This window comes from Streptomyces sp. AC558_RSS880 (assembly GCF_019049255.1).
Classification (GTDB): Bacteria; Actinomycetota; Actinomycetes; order Streptomycetales; family Streptomycetaceae; genus Streptomyces.
This window is the reverse complement of record NZ_JAGMUJ010000150.1, coordinates 292,637-316,584: the sequence shown is the minus strand read 5'-3', so window position 1 is coordinate 316,584 and position 23,948 is coordinate 292,637. Positions and strand designations below refer to the sequence as shown.

At 74.1% G+C, this 23,948-nt stretch carries 23 protein-coding genes; 8 read left to right on the top strand and 15 right to left on the bottom strand.

Translation table 11 applies throughout. The annotated features are described in order from the left end of the window. The first annotated feature begins 144 nt into the window (after positions 1 to 144). On the top strand, positions 145 to 990 hold the full coding sequence (locus tag KUM38_RS34620; RefSeq protein WP_217135473.1) for an SDR family oxidoreductase: 846 nt from the start codon (positions 145 to 147) through the stop codon (positions 988 to 990). A 15-nt stretch (positions 991 to 1,005) separates the two neighbouring features. Here KUM38_RS34620 and KUM38_RS34615 read toward each other — a convergent pair whose 3' ends face one another. Together KUM38_RS34615 and KUM38_RS34610 are read right to left on the bottom strand one after the other, a co-directional pair. Next, a complete protein-coding gene (locus KUM38_RS34615) occupies positions 1,006 to 2,694 on the bottom strand; it encodes a DUF885 domain-containing protein (protein ID WP_217135471.1) in 1,689 nt (562 codons plus the stop codon). Between the two features lie 32 nt (positions 2,695 to 2,726). Then, complete coding sequence (locus tag KUM38_RS34610; protein ID WP_217135469.1) at positions 2,727 to 3,218, bottom strand: Lrp/AsnC family transcriptional regulator; 492 nt, start codon at positions 3,216 to 3,218, stop codon at positions 2,727 to 2,729. A gap of 72 nt (positions 3,219 to 3,290) precedes the next feature. Here KUM38_RS34610 and KUM38_RS34605 point away from each other — a divergent pair, with 72 nt between their 5' ends. Continuing rightward, the gene (locus KUM38_RS34605) at positions 3,291 to 4,466 is read left to right on the top strand and encodes a PLP-dependent aspartate aminotransferase family protein (RefSeq protein WP_254398167.1); all 1,176 of its coding nucleotides are present in this window, start codon (positions 3,291 to 3,293) and stop codon (positions 4,464 to 4,466) included. Between the two features lie 196 nt (positions 4,467 to 4,662). Here KUM38_RS34605 and KUM38_RS34600 read toward each other — a convergent pair whose 3' ends face one another. The 4 genes from KUM38_RS34600 to KUM38_RS34585 form a co-directional block, all read right to left on the bottom strand. Further along, positions 4,663 to 5,934, bottom strand: a complete 1,272-nt coding sequence (locus KUM38_RS34600; RefSeq protein ID WP_217135465.1) for a GNAT family N-acetyltransferase — start codon at positions 5,932 to 5,934, stop codon at positions 4,663 to 4,665. Between the two features lie 97 nt (positions 5,935 to 6,031). Beyond that, a complete protein-coding gene (locus KUM38_RS34595; RefSeq protein WP_217135463.1) occupies positions 6,032 to 7,618 on the bottom strand; it encodes an alkaline phosphatase in 1,587 nt (528 codons plus the stop codon). Positions 7,619 to 7,732: 114 nt separating this feature from the next. Further along, entirely contained in the window at positions 7,733 to 9,163 is a 1,431-nt protein-coding gene (locus tag KUM38_RS34590) for a PLP-dependent aminotransferase family protein (RefSeq protein ID WP_217135461.1), read from the bottom strand. 54 nt (positions 9,164 to 9,217) lie between these two features. Continuing rightward, positions 9,218 to 10,048, bottom strand: coding sequence for an alpha/beta fold hydrolase (locus tag KUM38_RS34585; protein WP_217135459.1), 831 nt, complete (start codon positions 10,046 to 10,048; stop codon positions 9,218 to 9,220). 162 nt (positions 10,049 to 10,210) lie between these two features. Here KUM38_RS34585 and KUM38_RS34580 point away from each other — a divergent pair, with 162 nt between their 5' ends. Then, positions 10,211 to 11,098, top strand: coding sequence for an RNA polymerase sigma-70 factor (locus KUM38_RS34580; protein ID WP_217135457.1), 888 nt, complete (start codon positions 10,211 to 10,213; stop codon positions 11,096 to 11,098). 187 nt (positions 11,099 to 11,285) lie between these two features. Further along, the gene (locus KUM38_RS34575; protein WP_217135455.1) at positions 11,286 to 12,047 is read left to right on the top strand and encodes a GntR family transcriptional regulator; all 762 of its coding nucleotides are present in this window, start codon (positions 11,286 to 11,288) and stop codon (positions 12,045 to 12,047) included. A 278-nt stretch (positions 12,048 to 12,325) separates the two neighbouring features. Here the strand turns inward: KUM38_RS34575 and KUM38_RS34570 are convergent, their stop codons facing one another. The 3 genes from KUM38_RS34570 to KUM38_RS34560 all read right to left on the bottom strand — a co-directional run bounded on the left by KUM38_RS34570 (position 12,326) and on the right by KUM38_RS34560 (position 15,424). Beyond that, positions 12,326 to 13,483: an ROK family transcriptional regulator gene (locus tag KUM38_RS34570; RefSeq protein ID WP_217135453.1), complete on the bottom strand. Its 1,158-nt coding sequence runs from the start codon at positions 13,481 to 13,483 to the stop codon at positions 12,326 to 12,328. A 94-nt stretch (positions 13,484 to 13,577) separates the two neighbouring features. Next, complete coding sequence (locus KUM38_RS34565) at positions 13,578 to 14,240, bottom strand: response regulator transcription factor (RefSeq protein WP_217135450.1); 663 nt, start codon at positions 14,238 to 14,240, stop codon at positions 13,578 to 13,580. 14 nt (positions 14,241 to 14,254) lie between these two features. Beyond that, a complete protein-coding gene (locus KUM38_RS34560; protein ID WP_217135448.1) occupies positions 14,255 to 15,424 on the bottom strand; it encodes a sensor histidine kinase in 1,170 nt (389 codons plus the stop codon). Positions 15,425 to 15,532: 108 nt separating this feature from the next. On the opposite strand from KUM38_RS34560, the gene KUM38_RS34555 reads away from it, so the two are divergent. The 3 genes from KUM38_RS34555 to KUM38_RS34545 are packed head-to-tail and all read left to right on the top strand — an operon-like array spanning position 15,533 to position 17,675. Continuing rightward, a complete protein-coding gene (locus tag KUM38_RS34555; protein WP_217135446.1) occupies positions 15,533 to 16,453 on the top strand; it encodes an ABC transporter ATP-binding protein in 921 nt (306 codons plus the stop codon). 2 nt (positions 16,454 to 16,455) lie between these two features. Then, positions 16,456 to 17,181 carry an ABC transporter permease gene (locus KUM38_RS34550; protein ID WP_217135444.1) on the top strand — a complete coding sequence of 242 codons (726 nt, stop codon included), beginning with the start codon at positions 16,456 to 16,458 and terminating at the stop codon, positions 17,179 to 17,181. A 56-nt stretch (positions 17,182 to 17,237) separates the two neighbouring features. Further along, entirely contained in the window at positions 17,238 to 17,675 is a 438-nt protein-coding gene (locus tag KUM38_RS34545; protein ID WP_217135442.1) for a hypothetical protein, read from the top strand. 10 nt (positions 17,676 to 17,685) lie between these two features. Here KUM38_RS34545 and mug read toward each other — a convergent pair whose 3' ends face one another. The 6 genes from mug to KUM38_RS34515 form a co-directional block, all read right to left on the bottom strand. Continuing rightward, positions 17,686 to 18,234, bottom strand: coding sequence for a G/U mismatch-specific DNA glycosylase (gene mug / locus KUM38_RS34540; RefSeq protein ID WP_217135652.1), 549 nt, complete (start codon positions 18,232 to 18,234; stop codon positions 17,686 to 17,688). Beyond that, complete coding sequence (gene purB, locus KUM38_RS34535; RefSeq protein ID WP_217135440.1) at positions 18,231 to 19,673, bottom strand: adenylosuccinate lyase; 1,443 nt, start codon at positions 19,671 to 19,673, stop codon at positions 18,231 to 18,233. The genes mug and purB overlap by 4 nt, the downstream gene beginning before the upstream one ends. Before the next feature lie 72 nt (positions 19,674 to 19,745). Further along, on the bottom strand, positions 19,746 to 20,522 hold the full coding sequence (locus tag KUM38_RS34530) for an SGNH/GDSL hydrolase family protein (RefSeq protein WP_217135438.1): 777 nt from the start codon (positions 20,520 to 20,522) through the stop codon (positions 19,746 to 19,748). Between the two features lie 58 nt (positions 20,523 to 20,580). Further along, positions 20,581 to 21,594: a hemolysin family protein gene (locus KUM38_RS34525; protein ID WP_217135436.1), complete on the bottom strand. Its 1,014-nt coding sequence runs from the start codon at positions 21,592 to 21,594 to the stop codon at positions 20,581 to 20,583. Further along, a complete protein-coding gene (locus KUM38_RS34520) occupies positions 21,591 to 22,973 on the bottom strand; it encodes a hemolysin family protein (RefSeq protein WP_254398166.1) in 1,383 nt (460 codons plus the stop codon). Before KUM38_RS34520 ends, KUM38_RS34525 begins: the two co-directional genes overlap by 4 nt. A 159-nt stretch (positions 22,974 to 23,132) precedes the next feature. Then, the gene (locus tag KUM38_RS34515; RefSeq protein ID WP_217135434.1) at positions 23,133 to 23,558 is read right to left on the bottom strand and encodes a GNAT family N-acetyltransferase; all 426 of its coding nucleotides are present in this window, start codon (positions 23,556 to 23,558) and stop codon (positions 23,133 to 23,135) included. 148 nt (positions 23,559 to 23,706) lie between these two features. Between KUM38_RS34515 and KUM38_RS34510 the strand changes: the two genes are divergently transcribed. Beyond that, positions 23,707 to 23,946 (top strand): toxin-antitoxin system HicB family antitoxin, encoded by a 240-nt coding sequence (locus tag KUM38_RS34510; RefSeq protein ID WP_217135432.1) that lies wholly within the window; start codon positions 23,707 to 23,709, stop codon positions 23,944 to 23,946. The last annotated feature ends 2 nt before the right edge of the window (positions 23,947 to 23,948 follow it).

Here is a 23,948-nt window from a genome sequence, read left to right as displayed (position 1 = left end):
GTCGGCCTCGGTCCGTGCGCACCGTGGACGGCCACGGCGCACGGCTCGGCCGGGAGCACCGTGGCGGCCGCACCGCCGAGCGGGCGGGTCGTCCGGCCGATATTCGCGTGCGCCGGCCCGCCCGGCCCCGCATCATGGGCGATCATGCCCAGGCTCCCCCATCCCGCACCCGAAGCACTCCGCCGCGACCCCCTGCCCCTGCGGGGCCGGACCGCGCTGGTCACCGGGGCCAGCCGGCGCGGCGGCATCGGCCATGCCGTGGCCCGGCGTCTGGCCGCCTACGGAGCCGGTGTCTACCTGCACCACCACGTGCCGCACGACGCCGCCATGCCCTGGGGCGCCGACCGGACCGAGGACGTGACCGCCTCCGTGCGCGACGCCCTCGGCGACCCCGACGCCCGCGTGCTCGCCGGTCCCGGCGACCTCACCGACCCCGCGGCCCCCGCCGAACTGCACGCCCGCGCGGCGAAGGCGCTCGGCGGACGACTCGACATCCTCGTCGCCAACCACGCCCTCAGCGGCTCCGACGGCGACCTCGACACCGTCGACGCCGCCATGCTCGACGCGCACTGGGCCGTCGACACCCGCTCGGTGCTGCTGCTCGTCCAGGCCCACGCCCGGCACCGCGCCGCGCTGCCCCCGCGCAGCCCGGGCGGGCGCGTGGTGATGATGACCTCCGGGCAGGACATCGCCGGCGGTATGCCGGGCGAGATCGCCTACGCCCTCCAGAAGGGCGCGCTCGCCTCGATCACCCGCTCCCTGGCGACCGCCCTGGCCGGGCACGCGGTCACCGTGAACACCGTCAACCCCGGCCCGGTGGACACGGACTACCTGACCGGCGACGCCTACGACGCCGTCGCCGCCCGCTTCCCCGCCGGCCGCTGGGGCATGCCCGACGACCCCGCCCGCCTCATCGCGTGGCTGGCCACGGACGAGGCGGACTGGATCACCGGTCAGGTCATCGACTCCGAGGGCGGCTTCCGGCGCTGACGGCGCCGGCCCGGCTCACAGCGCCGACAGTTCGTCCACCAGGTCGTCCAGGCCCAGCGAGCCCTGGGACAGCGCGGCCATGTGCCACGCCTTGAGGTCGAAGGCGTCGCCGTGCCGCTCGCGGGCGTTCTCCCGGCCCAGCAGCCACGCCCGTTCGCCGAGCTTGTAGCCGATCGCCTGGCCCGGGATCGTCAGATAGCGGGTCAGCTCGCTCTCCACGAAGTCCGCCGGGCGGCTGCTGTGCGCCCCGAAGAACTCCTCGGCCAGCTCCGGCGTCCAGCGCTCACCCGGGTGGAACGGCGAGTCCGCCGGGATCTCCAGCTCCAGGTGCATGCCGATGTCGACGATGACCCGGGCCGCCCGCATCATCTGCGCGTCCAGGTACCCCAGCCGCTCCTCCGCGTCCGCGAGGAAGCCGAGTTCGTCCATCAGCCGCTCCGCGTACAGCGCCCAGCCCTCGGCGTTGGCGCTGACCATGCCCACGGAGGCCTGGTAGCGGGAGAGGTCCGCGGCCACGTGCACCCACTGCGCGAGCTGGAGGTGATGGCCCGGCACGCCCTCGTGGTACCAGGTCGAGACCAGGTCGTACACCGGGAAGCGGGTCAGGCCCATCGTGGGCAGCCAGGTGCAGCCCGGCCGGGAGAAGTCCTCCGACGGCGGCGTGTAGTACGGCGCCGCCGCGCTCCCCGCCGGGGCGATCCGCGATTCCACCCTCCGCACCCGCTCGGCGAGGTCGAAGTGCGTGCCGTCCAGGGACTCGATCGCCCGGTCCATCACGCCCTGGAGCCACGCGCGGACCTCGTCGACGCCCTCGATGTGCCGGCCGTGCTCGTCCAGGTGCGCCAGCGCCACCCACGGAGTCCCGGCACCGGGCAGGATCTTCTCGGCCTCCTTCTTCATCTCGCCGAGCAGCCGGTGGTACTCGGACCAGCCGTACGCGTACGCCTCGTCCAGGTCGAGATCGGTCCCGTTGTAGTAGCGGGCCCAGCGGGCGTAGCGCTCCCGGCCCACCGTGTTCGGCGCGCCCTCGATCGACGGCGCGTACACGTCGCGCATCCAGTCCCGCAGCTCCACGACGGCCGCGGTCGCCGCGCGGGCGCCCTCGTCCAGCTCCGTGCGCAGCGCGTCCGGTCCCGCGGCGGCGAAGTCCTCGAACCAGCCGCGGCCCCCGCCGGTGTCCGCCCACTCGGTGAGCTGGCCGACGAAGGTCTCCGTCGGGCGCGGAGCCGCGTACAGCTTGCGCTCCAGGCCCAGCGCGAGGGACTCCCGGTAGCCCGCCAGCGCGGCCGGCACCGCGCGCAGCCGCTCGGCGATCGCCGCCCAGTCCTCCTCCGTCTCGGCCGGCGTCACGGTGAACACCTCGCGCACCGAGTGCGAGACCGTGCCCAGGTTGCCGACCGCGCGCAGGCCCTCGTCGGCCTCGTGCACGGCCAGCTCGGCGGTGAGCCGCTCGCGTAGCAGACGGGCGCAGCGGCGCTCGATGCCGCTGTCCGCGCCGGGCCGCCGCTCGGCCTCGTCGAGCCGCGCGAGGGTGGCCCGCCGGAGCTCGGCGAGCGCCTCCTGCCCGGCGGGCGAGAGGTCGGGCAGACGGGAGGAGCTCTCCTTCACTCCGAGGAACGTTCCGGTGACCGGGTCGAGGGCGATGAGCTCGTCGACGTAGGCGTCGGCGACCTGACGGGGAAGCGCGCTGTGGGTCTGAGACATGCGGACCATCCTGGTACCGGGCCCGCGGTACGTCATCCCGTTTGAGCTGTGGGCGAAGGCGGCAGCAGCGGCCCGCAGTCCCACCGCTGGAAGATCAGCCGGGTCTCCACGCGGGCCACCTCCCGCCGGGCGGTGAACTCGTCGAGCACCAGCCGTTGCAGGTCCGCCATGTCCGCGACCGCGACGTGCACCAGATAGTCGTCGGGGCCGGTCAGATGGAACACGGTCAGCGATTCCGGCAGCGCCCGGATCCGCTCCACGAACGGTCCCACCAGCTCCCGGCGGTGCGGTCTGACCTGCACCGACAGCAGCGCCTGGAGCCCGCGCCCCAGCTTGGCGGGGTCCAGCTCCAGCCGGTGCCCGAGGATCACTCCGGAGCGGCGCAACCGGGTCACCCGGTCCAGACAGGTCGACGGCGCGACCCCGACCCGCGCGGCCAGATCCCGGTACGTCGTCCGGGCGTCGTTCTGCAACAGCCGCAGCAGATGGAGGTCCACCGGATCCAGTACGACAGATTCGGCCATTGGCCGAACGTAACACGGGTTCCGGCCCCCCTGACCCGTTCGGTGTTCACCCTTCGGTCCATGGACTTGGGCATGGACACGCGACGCACCACACGCGCACTCGCCACCGAGGCCGTGCACGCAGGCCGCGACGACCTCGCCGGACTGGGACTGCACGCCCCGCCGATCGACCTGTCGACCACCTACCCCTCGTACGACAGCCGCGCCGAGGCGGCCCGCATCGACGCCTTCGCCACCACCGGCGCCGAGCCGGAGGGCCCGCCCGTCTACGGGCGGCTCGGCAACCCGACCGTCGCCCGCTTCGAGACCGCCCTGGCCCGCCTGGAGGGCACGGAGTCGGCGGTCGCGTTCGCCAGTGGCATGGCCGCGCTCAGCGCCGTCCTGCTGGTCCGCGGCTCGATGGGGTTGCGGCACGTCGTCGCCGTACGTCCCCTGTACGGGTGCAGCGATCACCTGCTGACCGCCGGACTGCTCGGCTCCGAGGTGACCTGGACCGACCCGGCCGGGGTCGCCGACGCGCTGCGCCCCGACACCGGCCTGGTGCTCGTGGAGACCCCGGCCAACCCCACGCTCGCCGAGATCGACCTGCGGGCCGTCGCCCACGCCTGCGGCTCCGTGCCGCTGCTCGTCGACAACACCTTCGCCACGCCGGTCCTCCAGCGTCCGGCCGGGCACGGGGCGCGGCTGGTGCTGCACAGCGCCACCAAGTACCTCGGCGGGCACGGGGACGTGCTGGCGGGCGTGGTCGCCTGCGACGAGGAGTTCGCCGGGCGGCTGCGCCAGGTGCGGTTCGCCACGGGCGGCGTACTGCACCCGCTGGCCGGCTATCTGCTGCTGCGCGGCCTGTCGACCCTGCCGGTACGGGTGCGGGCCGCGTCCGCGAACGCCGCCGAACTCGCCGCCCGGCTCACCGTCGACCCGCGCGTGGCCAGGGTGCACTACCCGCGCATCGGCGGGGCGATGGTCTCCTTCGAGGTGCACGAGGACCCGCACGAGGTGATCGCCGGCGTACGCCTGATCACCCCGGCCGTCAGTCTGGGCAGCGTGGACTCCCTCATCCAGCACCCGGCCTCCATCAGCCACCGCATCGTCGACGCCGACGACCGCAGGGACGCCGGGGTGAGCGACCGGCTGCTGCGGCTCTCGGTCGGCCTGGAGGACGTCGAGGACCTGTGGGCCGATCTGGACGCGGCCCTGGGGGAGCGGGCCGGGACGCCCGCACCGGCGGAGGCGCCGGCCCGGGTCTGAGGCGGCGCACACGGGGAACGGCCCGGCGAACGGTCCGCCGGGCCGTTCCCCGGATGCCCGCACGGTGGCCGCGACCCCGCGTTCGCGCGCTCGCCGGCCGGCGCGCGGTGGCCGTCGCCCCGTGGCCGCGCGCCGGCCACGGCTTCGTGCTCGGGCGCGGTGCCGGTGCAGGCGCCGCGCGACCGCGCGCGACGGGCTACGACCGGCCGATCCGCTCGCCGTGCTCCCGCTCCCCGGGCACGCGGCGGTCCGCCACCGCGTCCAGGCGGACCGTGACGACCAGGGTGCCCTCCTCGATCTGGTAGTCGAGCGGCAGCCCCAGGCCGCGCATCGCGGCGACCATGCCGGTGTTGGACGCCTGCGTCACGGCGTACACCTGGGCGCAGCCGTCCTCGGCCGCCATCGCCACCAGCCGGGTGAGCAGCTCGGCGCCGATGCCCCGGCGCTGCCAGGCGTCCTCCACGACCAGCGCGACCTCGGTCTCGTCGCCGTCCCACAGCAGATGACCGAGGCCGACGATGCGGCCCGAGGCGGTCTGCGCGGCGAGCGTGCGGCCGAAGCGCGGGCTGAGCAGGTGGTTCAGATAGCGGTCCGCGTCACCGACCGGCCCGTGGTAGCGCATGCGCAGGGTCTCGGTGGAGCACCGCTCGTGCATCGCCCGCGCGGCCGCCAGATCGCCGGTGTCCGCGCGGCGCACGGAGATGTCACTGCCCTCCGGCAGGGTGAGGACGTCACGGCCGCGCGGGATCCGCGGACCGAGCCGGGCGTCCAGCTCCACCAGCGCGCGGGCGCGGGCGAACTCGGTGGGCGTGAACGGCAGATACGGCCGTTCCACGGTGATCTCCCCGCCCTCCGGGGCGCGCAGCCGGATCACGGTGTCCTCCAGGGAACCCTCCTCGGGTACGGTCCCGTCCACCCGCCGGCCGCCCGTGGACGTGGCGGGCCGGGAGCGGATGGTGCACCGGCCCAGCAACTGGCGCAGCGCGAGCGGCAGTTCGGCCGCGTCCTGCGCGGTGCGGGCGGCCAGCCCGAGGACCCGGGTCGGCGCGTCCACCAGATCGTGGGCGTCGGCCCGCTCGGTCCAGGTGTCCACACCCCCGGCGAGCGACACGGCGGCGACGAGGTCCGTTCCCTCCGGCGCCCGCAGCAGGAACTCGTCGACGGTGTCCTCGCCCAGCGGGTGCGTCTGCAGGCTCAGGATGTCGACCCGCCGCTCGGCCAGCGCCGTGCAGAGCGTGGCCAGCGCGCCCGGTTCGTCCTTCACCGTCGTCCGCATCCGCCACAGCACGCTGTCCCCGGCCACGGCGGCGGACGGCCGGGCACCGCCGGTATCGTGCGCCGGCGGCGCGTGGCCGTGGCGCCGTGCCCACCAGGCGTGGAAGGCGGCCGTGCACCGCGCGGCGAGTCCGACGGGGTTCCACCAGCGGTGCACGGGGCCGCCGTGCCGGGGGTTCGTCACTTCAGACATGTCTCGACTCATACAGTCACTGTGAAGGAATCGTGTTTCGTGATCACGAACGCACTGTGACTGATGGGTAAAGCCCGCTTCTGTCCGTTTTATTGAGTTACTGACCGACCAGGCCCGGCCGCAGCGTCTTCGTGAAGAGCACGGTGCCGTCCTGCTCCCGCATCCGCACCGTCAACTCACCGCTGTCGCCGTCGATGTCGACCTCGCCGAAGAACTGGTAGCCGCCGGCGGGCGAGACGTTCGAGGCGCTCGGCGCCTTCACCCACACCCGCTCCGGGCCGAAGGTGCCGTCGAGCGCGCTGGCCGGGAAGGCGCCCGCGTTCAGCGGACCGGAGACGAACTCCCAGAACGGCTCGAAGTCGCCGAACGCGGCCCGCGAGGGCTGGTAGTGCTGCGCCGAGGTGTGGTGAACGTCGGCCGTCAGCCACACCGTGCCGGTGATCCGCCGGTGCTTGACGAACCGCAGCAGCTCCGCGATCTGCAGCTCCCGGCCCAGCGGCGCCCCCGGGTCGCCCTGGGCCACCGCCTCGACGTGTCGACCGCCCTCACTCGTGTCGGGCACGACGAGGCCGATCGGCATGTCGGCGGCGATCACCTTCCACACCGCCCGCGACCGCGACAGCTCCCGCTTGAGCCACTCCAGCTGCTCCCGCCCGAGGATGCCCTGCGGGTCCACGGTCTGGTCACCTGAGGAGTTGGCGTTGCGGTACGTCCGCATGTCCAGCACGAACACGTCGAGCAGCGGTCCCTGCCGCAGCACCCGGTACACCCGGCCCTCCCGGGCGCCCGGCCGCAGCGTGGACATCGGGAAGTACTCGCTGAACGCGCGCCGCGCCCGGGCGGCCAGCACGTCGACGCTCTTCTCCGTGTACCGGGCGTCCGTCTCCGCGATCCGCTGGCCCGGGTACCAGTTGTTGCGCACCTCGTGGTCGTCCCACTGCACGATGGACGGCACCTGGGCGTTGAACCGGCGCAGGTTCTCGTCGAGCAGGTTGTAGCGGAAGTTGCCCCGGAACTCGGCCAGGGTCTCGGCGACCTTGGCCTTCTCCTCGGTGGTGACGTTCCGCCAGACGCCGCCGTCCGGCAGGGCGGCGGTCGCGGAGATGGGTCCGTCGGCGTAGACGGTGTCACCGCTGAACAGGAAGAAGTCGGGGTCGAGCCGGGCCATCGCGTCGAAGATGCGGTAGCCGCCGAAGTCGGGATTGATGCCCCAGCCCTGTCCCGCCAGGTCGCCCGACCACAGGAACCGCACACCGTCCCGGCGCCGGGCGGCGACCGTGCGGAACGTGCCGGTGACCGGCTCACCGGTGCGGCGCGGGTCGTCGGGGTCGGCGAGCAGCACCCGGTAGTGGATCTGCTCGCCGGACGGCAGCCCGTGCAGCCGGGTCGTACCGGTGAAGTCGGTGCCCGCGCCGAGCAGCGGACCGTGCCATCTGCGCGGGCGGCGGAACGATTCGGTCGCCGACGTCTCGACGATCATCCGCGCCGGACGGTCGGAGCGCACCCACACCAGCCCCGAGTCACGGGTGACGTCGCCGGTCTGCACGCCCCATTCGGCCCGCGGGCGCCCGGAGAGGGCGAAGGCGGGCGCCGTGCCGAGCGCGGTGGGCAGGGTCAGGGCCGCCGAGGCCGCGAGCGAGCCGCGCAGAACGGCGCGACGGCCGGGGAGCGGACGGTGTGACATGGATGCGCCTCCAGGGACGGGATCCGGCCAGTGTGCGCGACCACACCTACTCGGACGGCGCGGCCCGCACACGAACACCGGGTGAACAACTCGCACGGGCGGGGGAGCGGGCACCTACCGGGCGGCGGCCTCCGCCATCAGACGCACCCCCTCGTGGATCCGCGCGGGCGCCACGTGCGCGTAGCCCAGCACGAGCCGTACGCCCTCCTCCGGCACCTCGTCGTGCGCGTACTCCGTGAGCGGGCGCACCGCCACACCGGCCTCCGCCACGCGCGCGAGGAAACGCTCCCGCGGCCCGTAGCGCCCGGGCAGTGAGACGATCACGTGCAGCCCCGCCGCGATCCCGGACACCCCGGCGCCCGGGAAGTGCTCCCCGAGCGCGGCGACCAGGGCGTCGCGCCGCTCGCGGTAGGCGCGCTGGCAGCGGCGCAGCTGACGGTCGTAGTCGCCGCGCTCCAGGAACCGGGCGAACAGCGCCTGGTCCAGGGTGGGGTGGCCGAGATCCATGGTGCGCTTGCGCTCCACCACCTCCTCGGCCCACCCCTGCGGCACCAGCAGCCAGCCGAGCCGCAGCCCCGGGGCGAGGGACTTGCTGACCGAGCCGGTGTAGGCCACGTGCTCGGGGTCGAGCCCCTGGAGGGCGCCGACGGGCGCCCGGTCGTAGCGGAAGTCGCCGTCGTAGTCGTCCTCCAGGACGATCCCGTCCACGGACCGCGCCCAGTCGAGCAGTTCGGCCCGGCGCCGCGCGGAGTACGCGATGCCGGTGGGGAACTGGTGCGCCGGCGTCACGACGGCCGCCCGCACCCCCGAGGCCCGCAGCGGCTCCATCGTGAGCCCTTCGCCGTCCACCGGTACGGGTACGGCGGTGACCCCGGCGGCGGCGTACAGGGACTCGTGCTGCGGACTGCCGGGATCCTCCACGGCGACGGCGCGCAACCCGCGCGCGCGGAGGGCGAATCCGAGCAGCGCCGTCGCCTGCGCCACCCCGGAGACCACCACGATCCGCTCGGGATCGGCCACCACGCCCCGGCGCCGCGCGAGCAGTCCGGCCAGTGCCGTACGCAGCCGGGGCAGCCCGCGCGGATCGGGGTAACCCAGCTCCTGGTGCGGAAGGTCCGCGAGCACCCCGCGCTGCGCCGCCGCCCATGCCGCGCGGGGGAACAACGACAGGTCGGGTGTGCCGGGGACGAAGTCCGCGCGGGCGCCGGGGGTGCGCGGGGCGAGGTCGAGGGCGCGCGGGCGGGCGGCCCGTACCGCCGCTCCCACCCACGTCCCGGAGCCCCGGCCGGAGCGCAGATAACCCTCCGCCGTCAACTGCTCGTACGCCTCCGTGATCAGCCCCCGCGAGACGCCGAGGTCGGCGGCCAGGTCACGGCTCGACGGCAGCCGGGTCCCCGGGGCGAGCCGCCCCGACCGCACCGCCTCGCGCAGCGCGGCCTGCAGCGAACGGCCGCGCGCGCGTGCCGGTGCGGAGGCGGCGGGCAGCAGCAACTCCCAGGCGGAGGAGGCGGCGGGCCCTTCGGGGCCGGTCTGCGGTGACGTCATGACAGGGCCACACTAGGCGTTCCGGGAACAGGGGTGGCGCCGTACGGCCCGCCCTCAGCGGCTGCCGTCGAGGATGACGCGCGCGACCAGCGCCGGGTCGTCGTTCATCGGGACGTGACCGCAGCCGGGCAGCCGGACCAGCCGGGCCCGGGGGATGATCCGCTTGGCGCGGACGCCCTGCCGGGGGATCAGCAGCCGGTCCCGGGCGCCCCAGGCGACGGTCACCGGGATGCCGGGCACGTCGTCGGTGAACCGTACGGCGGTGCCCGCGCGGAGGGTCTCGGCGAAACCGGTGGCCCCGGCGAGCGCGAGCGTCTCGGCGACCACGGCCTCGGGGGAACGGCGCCCCGGGCGGGCGTAGATGGTGCTGGTCAGCGCCGCCCGGCCGGCCGCGGAGCGGGCGAGGCGCTCGACCAGCGGAAGCGGCATCCGCTCCGCGATCCGCCGCATGCCGATCAGCACGCCGAAGGCGTACCGCCGCTCGGCCTGCGTCCAGAAGCCCGCCGGGGACAGGGCGGTGACGGACCGTACGAGCCGTTCCCGGCCGAGTTCCAGGGCCAGCAGGCCGCCGAGCGAGTTGCCCGCGACATGCGGCCGGCCGAGCTCCAGCTCCTCGCACAGGGCGCCCAGGGCGGCGTTCATGGTCGGCAGGTCGTGGACGAGGCCGGCGGGCAGCGACGGGGAGGCGCCGAAACCGGGCAGGTCCACGGCGATCACCTCGCGCTCGGTCGCCAGGATGTCCACCACCGGGTCCCAGGCCTGGCGGTGATGGCCGATGCCGTGCAGCAGGAGCAGCGGTTCGCCGCGGCCCACGCGCGCGTAGGACAGGGTCACGGTCTGCGGGCCGAGGGGAGAGGTGACCTCGAAGGAGACGGTCGCGGACATGAGGGTGCTCCTCGTCTGGGACTCGCGGAAACGGACGCCGCCCGGCGTCGTAGACAGCTTGTCAGCAATTGCTACTGGCGGGTAGCCCCCGGTGGGCGTGTCCCGACGGCCGACGGCCGGTGCCGCCTGGACACGACCGCGCGGGTCGGCTGGGATGGTGGCGTGACCACCGACACCGTGACCGACGTCTTCGAGGAACACCGCCCCGTCCTCCTGGGGGTCGCCTACCGCATGCTGGGCCGGGTGGCCGACGCGGAGGACGTGGTGCAGGACGCGTGGCTGCGCTGGTCGGGCGGCGACCGGGCCGAGGTGCGCGAACCGCGCGGCTACCTGGTGCGCGTCACCACCCGCCTCGCCATCGACCGGCTGCGCCAGATCAAGGCGCGCGGCGAGACGTACGTCGGCCCGTGGCTGCCCGAGCCCTACGTCACCGACTTCGGCGACACCGTCCCGGACGCCGCCGAACGGGCCGTCCTCGCCGACTCCGTCTCCCTCGCCGTCCTCGTCGTCATGGAGTCCCTGTCGCCGCTGGAGCGCGCGGTGTTCGTGCTGCGGGAGGCGTTCGGCTATCCGTACGCCGACATCGCCGCCGTGCTCGACCGCGGCGAACCGGCCGTACGCCAACTCGCCGGCCGGGCCCGCAAGCACGTCGAGGAACGCCGCCCGCGCTACGAGGTCGACCCCGCCGAGCGCCGCGACCTCACCGAACGCTTCCTGGCCGCGGCGGCCGACGGCGACCTGGAGGGCCTGCTGGAACTGCTCGCCCCGGACGCGCGTCTGGTCGGCGACAGCGGCGGCAAGTCGCGGGCCCCGCTGCGGGTCCTGGAGAGCGCCGACCACGTGGGCCGCTTCCTCCTCGGCGTCGCCCGCAAGAGCGTGCCGGACCTCTCCTTCCGCTTCCTGGAGCTCAACGGCGGCCCCGCGGTGCTCGTCCTGTCCGGTGACGAGCCCGACTCCGTCGTCCAGCTCGACGTCGCCGGCGGGCGCGTCCGGACGGTGTACGTCATCCGCAATCCCGACAAGCTGCGTTCGCTCGCCGCGGTCCGGTAGAAGCCCCCGCACCGACGTCCCGCAGCGACGCCCCGCGCCGACGCCCCCGCCGCGACGGGGCCCGTCGTCGTGCCCGATTGGTATTGACCAAGGATGAGGGGCGCCTTATGGTCACAGATAAGTGAAACAACCTTTAATAAACAAGGGCGCTAAAACGCGGCCGGACACGGCGATCGTGGAGGACAGGGTGGGGACCACGCAGCTGGAAACGGTGCCGGAACCGAAGTACTGGCACCTCAGGACCGTGCTCAGCGAGGCGCTGGACTCGGAGTTCTCCGTGGGCGAGGTCCTGCCCAACGAGCGCGACCTCGCCGCCCGCTTCGGCGTCGCCCGCGCCACGCTCCGGCAGGCCCTGGAACAACTCGAACTCGAAGGCAGGCTGCAGCGCCGCCGCGGTGTGGGCACCACGGTCGCCCCGCCGCGCATGGGCGTGTCCGTCGGCACGGCCCAGCACGCCTGGCCGGGCGGGCCGCACGACGCCTGGCAGACCCTCGACTGCGCGCTCGAGGTGCCGCCCGCCGCCGTCGCCGAGACGCTGGTGACCGGCCGCGACGAGTCCGTGCACGTCGTGCGGCGCTCCCGCGTCTCCCACGGCCAGCCCGTCGCCGCCGAACTCCTCTACATCCCGGCGGACTCGGTCCCGGACCTGTCCGGCATCGACGCGCCGTCCGGCACGGCACGCGCGCGCGCCGTGCTGCGGGAACTGCAGCGCCTGGAGCTGGAGCGGCAGGAGAACGCGGTGGAGCTCGGCTCCGCCCGCGCGGACGACGCGCGCGAGCTGGACCGTCTGCCCGGTGCGCCCGTCCTCGTCGTCACCACCCGCTTCATCGCCCGGGGCCGCACCGCCGCGCTCTCCGTGGCCACCTACCGCGCGGACACCTGCCGCCTGACCTTCGGGGACAGCGGCGGCGTCGAGATCCACCACGGCCCGGAACGCCGCGCGTCCTGACATCGCGCCGACCGCCGCTGCGGGCAGCCCGCACCGCCGCAGCGGCACCCGGCAAGCGCCGGCGAGCAAGACCTGCCACCGCCCAGCAGGCACCAGGGGGCAGCTCAGCGGGGGGTGTCACGCAGCCCGGCGTCAGCGGGGTGCCGTCGCGCCCACCCGTGCCGCCCTGCGGCACGATTGCCCGCGGGAACGCCTGCCGCTGCGGGCAGCCGTGCCTCCCCCGGTGCCTCAAGGGCCCGGGGCTGGGGCGCGCGGGGGGCGCCGAACGGACGCGCCCGCTAGCGGCGGGCCGTCACCGTGCCCTCCACCGCGAAGAGTTGTTCCTCCACGTGGTCGAGGGCGAGACGGACCGCGCCGGTGGCGACCGCCGCCTCGCCGAGGTGGGACAGGGTGACCTTCGGCGGGCGCAGGCAGTAGCGGGCCAGCTCGCGGCGCAGCGGCTCCAGGACGCCGTCCAGGCCGGCCGCCCAGCCGCCGATCACGACCAGCTCCGGGTCGAGGGCCAGCACCAGCGCCGCCACGTCGTGGACGAGCCGGCGGATGAACCGGTCCATGGCCGCCAGCGCCCGCGTGTCGCCCTCACGGGCCTGGGCGAAGACCTCGGCGACCGCCTGCTCGTCGAGCGGGTGCAGCGGCTCGTCCGTGGTGGACAGCAGGGTTTCGGGGGTCGCCTCCCGGCCCAGCAGATGCAGTGCCCCGATCTCGCCGGCCGCCCCGCCGTACCCCCGGTGCAGCCGCCCGCCGATCAGTGAGCCGGCGCCCGGGCTCAGCCCGGCCAGCACGAACACCACGTCGTCGGTCCCCCTGGCGGCGCCCTTCCAGTGTTCGGCGACGACAGCCGCGTTGGCGTCGTTCTCCACCAGCACCGGACACTTGAAGGACCGGCTCAGCCGCTCGCCGAGGCCGAGGCCCGTCCAGCCCGGCAGCGCCGTGCCCAGCCGCACCGTGCCGTCCGCCTCCACGATCCCCGGCGTGCCCACACCCACGGCCCGCAGCGAGCCGCGCGGAACACCGGCCCGCCGCAGCAGCTCCGCGACGGCCGTGCCGATCCGCTCCAGCCGCTCGTCGGCGTCGACGGTCTCGTCGACGTCCCGCGCCTGCGCGCCGATCACCCGGCCGTCCAGATCGGCCAGCAGCGCCGCCACCCGGTGCACCCCGATCTCCAGGCCGAGCAGATGCCCGGCCTCCGCCCGGAACCGGAACCGCCGGGCCGGCCGCCCCTGCCGCCGCGCGGCGCCCTCCCCGGCCGCCGTCTCCACGACGAGACCCGCCTCGATGAGCCCCTCCACGACGCCCTCGACGGTCGGCCGGGACAGCCCCGTCACCCGGGTCACCTCGGTCAGCGTCGCGCAGTCCGTGGCCCGCAACGCGTGCAGCACCACCGCGGAGTTGATCCTTCGCAGCAGCGAGGGGTCCCCGCCGGTCAGCCGACCCACCGTCCGTCCTCCCAGCTCGTGCGCGTGTTGGGCGGATCGTACTCGGCGCGGCGGACCCCGGCGACCTCCGGGCGGGAGCGGCCCGGGGCGAGGTTCAGCCCGGCGCCACGAAGCCCGACTCGTAGGCCGCGATCACCGCCTGGGTCCGGTCCCGCGCCCCCAGCTTCGCCAGCACGGCGCTCACATGGGACTTCACCGTCTCCGTCCCCACCACCAGCCGCGCCGCTATCTCCGCGTTCGTCAGGCCCCGCGCCATCAGCCGCAGCACCTCCTCCTCGCGCCCGGTCAGCCGCGCTCGCTCCAGCACGTCGCGGGCCGCGCGGTTGCCGTCACCGTCGGCGTACTCGGCCGCGAGCCGGCGCACCGAGGCGGGGAACAGCAGCGACTCGCCCTCGGCGACCAGCCGCACCGCGTGCACGATCTCCGCGGGCCGCGCCCGCTTCAGCAGGAACCCGTCGGCGCCCGCGCGCAGCGCCCCGTACACGTACTCGTCGTTCTCGAACGTCGTCACGACGAGGATCTTCGGCGGCGCGTCGACCGACCGCAGCAGCGCGCGCGTGGCCTCGATCCCGTCCAGCAGCGGCATGCGCACGTCCATGGCGACCACGTCCGGACGCAGCCGCCGCACCAGCGGAATCACCGCCGCGCCGTCGGCCGCCTCCCCGACCACCTCGATGTCCGGCTGTGCCTCCAGCACGGCGCGCAGGCCGGCGCGTACGAGGGGTTCGTCGTCGACGAGCAGAACGGTGACCGGCATCCGGCCAGCGTAGATCAGCGCAACGGCAGTTCCACCCGCACCTGCCAGTCACCCCGGTCGGGGCCGGTGTGCGCCTGCCCGCCCAACAGGGCCGCGCGCTCGCGTATGCCGCGCAGGCCGCTGCCCCGGCCGGGCCCGGGTGCCGCCCCGGTGAACGGATTGCGGACCTCCAGGCCGAGCGAGCCGTCGTCGACCGCGACACGGACCCGCACGGGGACGGCACCCGCGTGCCGCAGCACATTGGTCAGGGCCTCCTGGAGGATGCGGTACCCCTCGCGGGAAACCGGCCCGGGCACGGTGTCCAGGGGCCCGGTCATGCCGGCGTCGACCTCCGCGCCGGAAGCCCGCGCGGACTCCAGCAGCCGGCCGGCGTCCGTGAGGGTCGGCCGCCCGCCGGCCGGCCGCCCGGATTCGCGCAGGACGCCGAGGACCCGCTCCAGGTCCTCCAGCGCGGCCCGGCCGGTCTCCTCGATGGCCTCCAGGGCCCGGTCGGTGAAGGCGGGATCACCGGCCGCGCGGGCGGCACCCGCCTGCACGACGGCCACGGTCAGGGCGTGGCCGATGGAGTCGTGGAGTTCCCGGGCGATACGGGTGCGCTCCAGGAGCTGCTCGGTGCGTTCCTCCAGGGCGGCCAGCCGCTCGGCGGGGGAGGGGCCGAGCAGGCGGTGGGCCAGTGCCGTGATCAGGCGGCCCGAGGCGACCACGGTCGCCGCCAGGGTCGCCAGGGCCGGGGGGAGCAGGAGGACGTGCCACCAGTCGTGGCCCTCGAGGAGGAGCAACTCGCCGGAGGCCGTGTCCCTGCCGAACGTCGCCGCCGTCAAGTCCACGATGACCATGAGCAGTTGCACGGTGAGCAGGGAGGTCGCGCAGCCGATCAGCAGCCGCGCCTGGAGCCACACGATGAGCCTGCCCCGGTCGCTCCAGGAGGCGGACGGCGTGACGACGACGCCGGTGCTCTCGCTGTCGTGCCGCTGACCGGTCAGCAGCAGCCTGGCCTGCAACCCCTCCACGGTGCGCATCGCGGGCACCAGCCCGGCGGGTACGAGCACCAGGGCCGCCGCAGCCCAGGTCCACCACGCCTCCTGGACGAACAGCCACAGCGACGGCCACACGATCGCGAGGAACAGATGCAGCAACCGTGTGTACGTCACCGCCCGACCGAACGGGCGCAGCAAGCGGACCATTCCGTCATCGTGCCAGCCGCCACTGACAGGAGACCTCCCCCGCACGGGGGAGACGATCTCCACCGGCGGGGGAGGCCCCGCCCCCGTACGAGGCGTCACGCTGCTGCCATGACCAGCATCGACGTCCAGGACCTCACCAAGGAGTACGGCCCCCGGCGAGCCGTCGACCACCTCTCCTTCCGCGTCCTGCCCGGCCGCGTCACCGGATTCCTCGGCCCCAACGGCGCCGGCAAGTCCACCACCATGCGCCTGGTGCTCGGCCTCGACCACCCCACGTCCGGCTCCGCCACCCTCGGCGGCCGTGCGTACGCCACCCTCCAGGACCCTCTGCGCCACGTCGGCGCCCTGCTCGACGCGCAGGCCGCGCACGGCTCCCGCACCGGCCGCGACCATCTGCGCGTCCTGGCGGCGAGCCACCGGATCCCGGACCGCCGGGTCGACGAGGTGCTGGAGGAGACCGGCCTGGGACCGGCGGGGCGCCGTCGGGTGCGGACCTACTCCCTGGGCATGCGCCAGCGGCTGGGCATCGCCGCCGCGCTGCTCGGCGACCCGGAGGTCGTCATGCTCGACGAGCCGTCCAACGGCCTCGACCCGGAAGGCATCGTGTGGATCCGCACCCTGCTGCGCCGGCTCGCGGACGAGGGGCGGACCGTCCTGGTCTCCAGCCACCTGATGAACGAGACCGCCTCCTTCGCCGACCACCTCGTCGTCCTCGGGCGGGGCCGTCTCCTCGCGGACACCCCGATGCGGGAGTTCATCGACGCGCGCGTGCGCCCCGCCGTCCGCGTCCGCACCTCCGACCCCACCGCCCTCAGGAGCGTCCTCGCCGGGCACGGTCACGACGCCGTGGAACACCCCGACGGCCACTGGACCGTGCCGGACGCGCGCGTGGAAGACATCGGAGGCCTCGCCTCCGCCGCCGGGGTGCCGATCCTCGAACTCACGGCGGACGAGGGCACGCTGGAACAGGCCTATCTGGACCTGACCGCCGCCGAGACCGAGTTCGCCGCGCAGCCCCAGGAGGCCTGACCATGCAGTTCGCACCTGTTCTCCACGCCGAGTGGCTGAAGATCCGCACCGTCCGCTCGCTCCCCGGAGCCCTGTTCGCGCTGTTCGCCGTGACCACGGCGTTCTCCGCGATCGCCGGGATGGACGGCGCGTCGGACCCGGAGTTCGACCCGCTGTTCACGGCCCTGTCCGGTGTCACACTGGGACAGATCGCCGCCATCTCCTTCGGTGCCATGGCCGTATCGGCGGAGTACCACGAGGGCGCCCTGCGGCTCTCGCTGGCCGCGGTCCCGCGGCGCGGGCGCTGGTTCGCCGCGAAGGCCACGGCCATCGCCGTCCTCGTGCTGGCCGTGAGCCTGCCGACCTCCCTGGCCGCCCTCCTGGCGGCGCGGGCGGGGCTCGGCCCGGCGGCGAGCGGCCTCACCCCGGCCGAGCAGATCCGCGGTGTCGTGGGCTGCGGCCTCTACCTCACGCTGATGGCCCTGTTCGCCGCGGGCCTCGCGACCCTGCTGCGCAGCGGAGTGGCCACGCTGTCCGTGCTGATCCCCTTCATCCTCGTCGTCTCCTTCGTGATCGGCGACAAGGCCGGCACCGTCGTCGACTTCCTGCCCGACCGGGCCGGACAGGTGGTCCTGTACGAGAGCTACGACGGAACCCTCGGCCCCTGGCCGGGACTCGCGGTGACCGCGCTGTGGACGGCCGCCGCTCTTCTGGCCGGGGCGTGGAGCCTGCGCCGCCGTGACGCCTGACCGGAAGTCGGCCGCCGCCCCGCCGATCACCGAGGGCGGCGGGTTTACTGGACCCCGTGAACATCGCCCGGCACATCGCCCTCATCGACGAACTGTGCTTCCGCCCCTTCCCGGCGGAGCACGGCCCGTCGGACACCGGCTTCGGGGGACCGGGCCACCACGTCGCCGTGCTGGAGACCGATGACGGGCCGGACGGCGATCCCGCGCGGCGGGCGGTCACGGTGGACCGGTTCGAGAAGGCCCGCGACGCCGTGTACGAGGTGCTGGCCTCCCGCTGGGGTGACACCGGTCCGTGGAACCCGCGGACGGTCCTGCCGCGCACGGAGCGGGAGGAGACCCCAGGGCCGTGGGCCTGGCTCGGCGCCCGCGTCGGTTCGGCCCGGCTGTGGGAGGTGCAGGGCACCGGCCGCTGGGTCGCCGTCGCGGTCGCCGACCGGGACCCGGACGACGGGATCCGGCTGCTGGCGGTGGTCGCGGAGACACCCCCGCCCTGACCCCCGGCCGTCACCGCCCGGTCGCGGCCTCCCGCAGCCGTCCGAACTCCTCCGCCAGCGTCGCCGGCGTCCAGTGGGCGTTCAGCCCGCTGGGATTGGGCAGCACCCACACCCGGGTGTCGCCGATGGTCCGTGCCTGCGGTCCGACCCGTGCCTTCCGGTCGTCGAACGCCGCGCGGTACGCGGTGACCCCCACCACGGCCAGCCACCGCGGCCGCAGCCGGGCCACCTTCAGGGTGAGCAGCCGCCCGCCCTCCCGGTACTCCTCGGCGCTCAGCTCGTCGGCCCGCGCGGTCGCCCGCGCCACCACATTGGTGATCCCGAGCCCGTACGACAGCAGCTCCCGCTGCTCCGACGGCCGCAGCAGCCGGGGCGTGAAACCGGAGCGGTGCAGGGCCGGCCAGAAGCGATTGCCGGGGCGGGCGAAGTGGTGGCCGGTCGCGGCCGTCATCAGACCGGGGTTGATGCCGCAGAACAGCACGCGCAGGCCGTCCGCGACCACATCCGGTACGAGGCGGTCGCGGGCGGCCTCCAGCTCCGCCTGGGTGAAGCGCGTCAGAGGATCGCCCCGGGGGTGTATCCGGCGGCCTCCGGGCGCTGCTTGACGATCTCGTCGACGCGGCCGACGACGGTGGCGACCTGGTCGCTCGCGGCACCGGTGAAGGACAGCTTGTCCGCCATCAGCGTCTCCAGCCCAGCCCGGTCGAGCGGCAGCCGCTCGTCGGCGGCCAGCTTGTCGAGGAGGTCGTTGCGCTCGGCACCCTGCTCACGCATCGCCAGGGCGGTGGCGACGGCGTTCTCCTTGATCGCCTCGTGCGCGACCTCGCGGCCGACGCCCGCGCGCACGGCGCCCATCAGCACCTTGGTGGTGGCGAGGAACGGCAGGTAGCGGTCCAGCTCACGGGCCACGACCGCCGGGAAGGCGCCGAACTCGTCGAGCACCGTCAGGAACGTCTCCAGCAGGCCGTCGAGCGCGAAGAACGCGTCCGGCAGCGCGACCCGGCGCACCACCGAGCAGGACACGTCACCCTCGTTCCACTGGTCGCCGGCCAGCTCGCCGGTCATCGAGGCGTAGCCGCGCAGGATCACCATCAGGCCGTTGACGCGCTCGCAGGAGCGGGTGTTCATCTTGTGCGGCATCGCGGACGAGCCGACCTGGCCCGGCTTGAAACCCTCGGTCACCAGCTCGTGCCCGGCCATCAGCCGGATCGTCTTCGCCAGCGACGACGGCGCGGCGGCCAGCTGCACCAGCGCGGTGACGACCTCGTAGTCCAGCGAGCGCGGGTAGACCTGACCGACGCTCGTGAACGCCTGCGAGAAGCCCAGGTGCCCGGCGACCCGCCGCTCCAGCTCCGCGAGCCTGTCCGCGTCGCCGCCGAGCAGGTCCAGCATGTCCTGCGCGGTGCCGACCGGGCCCTTGACGCCGCGCAGCGGGTAGCGGCCCAGCAGCTCCTCCACCCGGCCGTACGCGACGAGCAGCTCGTCGGCGGCGGTGGCGAACCGCTTGCCGAGGGTGGTGGCCTGCGCGGCCACGTTGTGCGAGCGGCCGGCCATGACCAGCTCGCCGTACTCACCGGCCAGCTTGCCGAGGCGCGCCAGCACGGCCACCGTACGGTCGCGCATCAGCTCCAGCGAGAGCCGGATCTGCAGCTGCTCGACGTTCTCGGTGAGGTCGCGGGAGGTCATTCCCTTGTGCACGTGCTCGTGCCCGGCGAGGTCGTTGAACTCCTCGATCCGCGCCTTCACGTCGTGCCGGGTGACCTTCTCGCGCTCGGCGATCGAGGCCAGGTCGACGGTGTCGAGGACACGCTCGTAGTCGGCGATCGCCGCGTCGGGCACCTCGATCCCGAGGTCCTTCTGGGCCCGCAGCACGGCGAGCCAGAGCTGCCGCTCCAGCCTCACCTTCTGCTCGGGCGACCAGAGCGTGGCGAGCTCGGCGGAGGCGTAGCGTCCGGCGAGGACGTTCGGGATACGGGGCTTGGCGGGCGCAGCAGTCACGTGCACGGAGTCTACTGGCGATTCCTGCAGGTCGGCGCCACCGGGTGACCTGGAGGAAACCACAAGGAGGCGCTACAGGCCCTCGTACGGCAGCAGCTCGGGCCGCTTCGGCGGCAGACCGTCGCCGGAGGAACGGCCGGTGAGCCGGCGGCCGATCCACGGCAGCAGGTGCTGCCGGGCGAACCGCGCGTCCGCGACCCGTCGTGCCACCCAGCGCGGCGGCAGCGTCGCCTCCGGGGGCAGGTGCCACTCGGGGTCCTCCGGTGTGTGGCCCAGCGTCTGCCAGACCGCCTCCGCGACCCTGCGGTGCCCGTCCGCGGTCAGGTGCAGCCGGTCCACGTCCCACAGCCGGGGGTCGGCGAGCGACGGCGCCCCGTACAGGTCGACGACCAGCGCGCCGTGCTTCTCGGCGAGCTCGTCGACGCACTCGAACAGCGCCTCCATGCGCGGGCGGAAGCGCTCCAGGACCGGCCCCCGGCGGCCGGGGCTGCGCATCAGCACCAACTGCCCGCAGTGCGGCGCCAGCCGCTCCACGGCCTCCGTCAGCAGGTCCCGCACCCGTCCCATGTCGCACTTGGGCCGCAGGGTGTCGTTGAGCCCGCCGACCAGGGTGACGACGTCGGCCCGCATGGCGGCGGCGACCTCGACCTGCTCGTCGACGATCTGCTGGATCAGTTTGCCGCGCACCGCGAGGTTGGCGTACCGGAAATGGGGCGCGGTGGCCGCCATCCGCGCGGCGAGGAGGTCGGCCCAGCCCCGGTAGGTGCCGTCGGGGAGGAGGTCCGACATGCCCTCGGTGAAGGAGTCGCCCAGGGCGACGAGGCTGCTGTAGGTGGGGTTCGTCTGCATGGCGACACAGATGGTATCCCGCGGCACATACCCGCCGGTCGGTCGCCCTGTCCCGGACTCAGGTCCGCTGCCCGAACAGCTCCTGCAGCACGTCCTCCATGGTCACCAGCCCGGCCAGCCGCCCGTCGGTCCCGAGGACGGCCGCCAGATGCGTGCGGCTGCCCCGCATGGCGGTGAGGACGTCGTCCATCGGTGTGCTCTCCCGCACGCGTGCGATGGGCCGCATGTCACCCAGCCGGAACGGCAGGTCCCGCGGCGAGGCGTCGAGGGCGTCCTTCACGTGCAGGTAGCCGACGATCCGCCGCTGTTCGTCCACCACCGGGAAGCGGGAGAACCCGAACTCCGCCGACAGCCGCTCCAGCCCCTCCGGGGTGACCCCCACGCTCGCGTAGACGACGCGTTCCAGCGGCATCACCACGTCCCGTACGGGCCGCCGGCCCAGCTCCAGCGCGTCGTGCAGCCGTTCCCGCGCGCGGTCGTCGATGAGGCCCGCCTCGCCGGAGTCCTTCACGATCTGGGCCAGCTCGGCGTCCGAGAAGGACGCGACGACCTCGTTGCGTGTCTCGACCCGCATCAGCTTCAGCAGCGCGTTGGCGAACGCGTTGATCGTGAAGATCACCGGGCGCAGCGCGCGGGACAGCGCCACCAGCGGCGGGCCCAGCAGCAGGGCGCTGCGCACCGGTTCGGCGAGCGCGATGTTCTTCGGCACCATCTCGCCGAGCAGCATGTGCAGATACGTCGCGAGCGCCAGCGCGATCACGAACGACACCGCGTGCCCCGCGCCCTCCGGGACACCCACCGCGTGGAACACCGGTTCGAGCAGGTGCTCGATGGCCGGCTCGGCGACGACACCGAGGATCAGCGTGCACAGCGTGATGCCGAGCTGCGCGGCCGCCATCAGCGCGGACACGTGCTCCAGACCCCACAGCACGCTCTTCGCGCGCCGGTCGCCCCGGTCGGCGTACGGCTCGATCTGGCTGCGGCGGACCGAGATCAGCGCGAACTCGGCGCCGACGAAGAAGGCGTTGACGACCAGCGTCGCCAGACCGATCAGCAGCTGTACGGCGGTCATCGCCGCGTCCCCCTGTCATCCGTGGTCCCGGCCGTCCGCCGTTCCGTCGTGTGCCGTTCCGTCGTGTGCCGGTCGTCGAGGGGCGCGTGCAGCAGGACGCGTGCCGCGCGGCGGCCGGTGGCGTCCACCACGTCCAGGCGCCAGCCGGCGACCTCGAAGGTGTCGCCGGCGGCCGGGATCCGGCCCAGCTCGGCCGCCACGAGTCCGGCGAGGGTCTCGTACGGCCCCTCCGGCGCGCGCAGGCCGACCCGGGCGAGCTGGTCCACGCGCGCGAAGCCGTCGGCCGAGAACAGGGAGCGCCCGCTCTCGTCGGTGCCGGCCCGGACCAGGTCGGGGGTCTCGTGCGGGTCGTGCTCGTCGCGGACCTCGCCGACGACCTCCTCGACGATGTCCTCCAGCGTGGCCACACCGGCCGTGCCGCCGTACTCGTCGATCACCACGGCCATGGTGCGCCGCCCGGAGAGCCGGTCGAGGAGACGGTCGACGGTGAGCGATCCGGGGACCAGCAGCGGCTCGCGCATCAGCTCCGACACGGGCACCTGGGCACGGCGCTCCGCGGGCAACGCCAGTACGTCCTTGACGTGCGCGGTGCCGACGACCGCGTCGAGGGTGTCGCGGTAGACGGGGAACCGGGACAGTCCGGTCGCCCGGGTCACGTTCGCCACGTCCTCGCAGGTGGCGTGCACCTCCAGGGCGATGACCTGGACGCGCGGTGTCATCACGTTCTCGGCGGTGAGGTCGACGAGATTCAGGGTGCGGACGAAGAGCTCGGCGGTGTCCGGCTCCAGGGCGCCCGCCCGGGCGGAGTGCCGGGCGAGCGCCGCGAGCTCCTGCGGCCCGCGCGCGGACTCCAGCTCCTCGGCGGGCTCCACGCCGATGCGGCGCACTATGCGGTTGGCCGTGTTGTTCAGATGTGTGATGAACGGGCGGAAGGCGGCGCTGAACCAGCGCTGCGCGTTGCCCACCCGTCTGGCGACGGCGAGCGGCGAGGAGATCGCCCAGTTCTTGGGCACCAGCTCGCCGACCACCATCAGGAACACCGTCGACAGGGCCGTGCCGATCACCAGGGCGAGGGAGCGCGCCACCGAACCGGAGACGCCGACGTCCTCCAGCGGGCCCGCGATCAGCGCGGCGATCGACGGCTCGGCCAGCATGCCGACCACCAGGTTGGTGACCGTGATGCCGAGCTGCGCGCCGGAGAGCTGGAAGGTGAGGTTCCGTACGGCCTTGAGGGCGCCCGCGGCCCCCCGCTCGCCGCGCTCGACGGCCCGTTCCAGTTCGGCCCGTTCGACCGTGGTGAGGGAGAACTCGGCCGCGACGAAGGCGCCGCAGGCGAGCGACAGCAGGATCGCCGCCAGAAGGAGGAGCACTTCGGTCATCGGGTCACCTCTGTCCCATGGTCGGACAGGACGGGAACAGATGCGCGATGTCGCGGACCGGAGGGCTCGCCCATGGGAGGACGCACACAACCTTTCATGGAGGACCGGGTGGCCGTCCAAGGGTAAAGGATCGGCAAAAGGATGCCGTCGGGCCGTGGATCACCCGGTGAGGGGCTTCACCCAGCGCCGCCAGCGTTCCTCCCGCGCGTACCCCGCGGCGCCCCATGCATGATGGGCCGTCTCGTTGTCCTGGAGCACCATCGCGTCCGCGCGGCGCCCGCCCAGACGTACGAACCGCTCCTCCGCGGCGGTCAGCAGCGCGGAGCCGATGCCCCGGCGACGGCGGTCCGGGTGCACCGCCAGCCGGTAGAGATGGCACCGCCAGCCGTCGAAGCCCGCGATCACCGTGCCGGCCAGCTCGCCGCCGCTCTCCGCGAGGATCAGCGCCCCGGGATCGCGGGCGACCAGCCGCTCCACGCCGTCCCGGTCGTCACTGATGCTCGTGCCCTCGGCGGCCACCTTCCAGAAGGCCAGCACGGTGTCGAGATCCTCGGGCGTCGCGGCCCGTATGCGCAGCTCGGTCATGAGGTGATCACAGCACGCGGGATCCCGCACGGCACGACATTCCACGATCCGGACCCCGGCCGCCGGTCCCCCGCCCCGTCCGTACGCGACGTCTCCGACCGTGCCGCGGCACTTGCCGTTGCTAGCGTCCCGGCGCTAGCTTCGAGGCATGGCGAAGACCCAGCTGAACGTGCGCGTGGACGAGGGCACCGCCCGCGCGGCGCGGGAACGTGCCCAGGCGCGCGGGATGAGCGTGAACCGCTACATCGAGGAACTGGTCCGGCAGGACACCGGCGAGGCGGGCCGCGCCTTCGTCGATGCCGCCGCCGACTTCATGAAGCAGTACGAGAGCGTCTTCGCCGAGGAGTTCGGCAACGACCGCGAGGGCGCCCGCGAAGGCCGCCGCTGAGC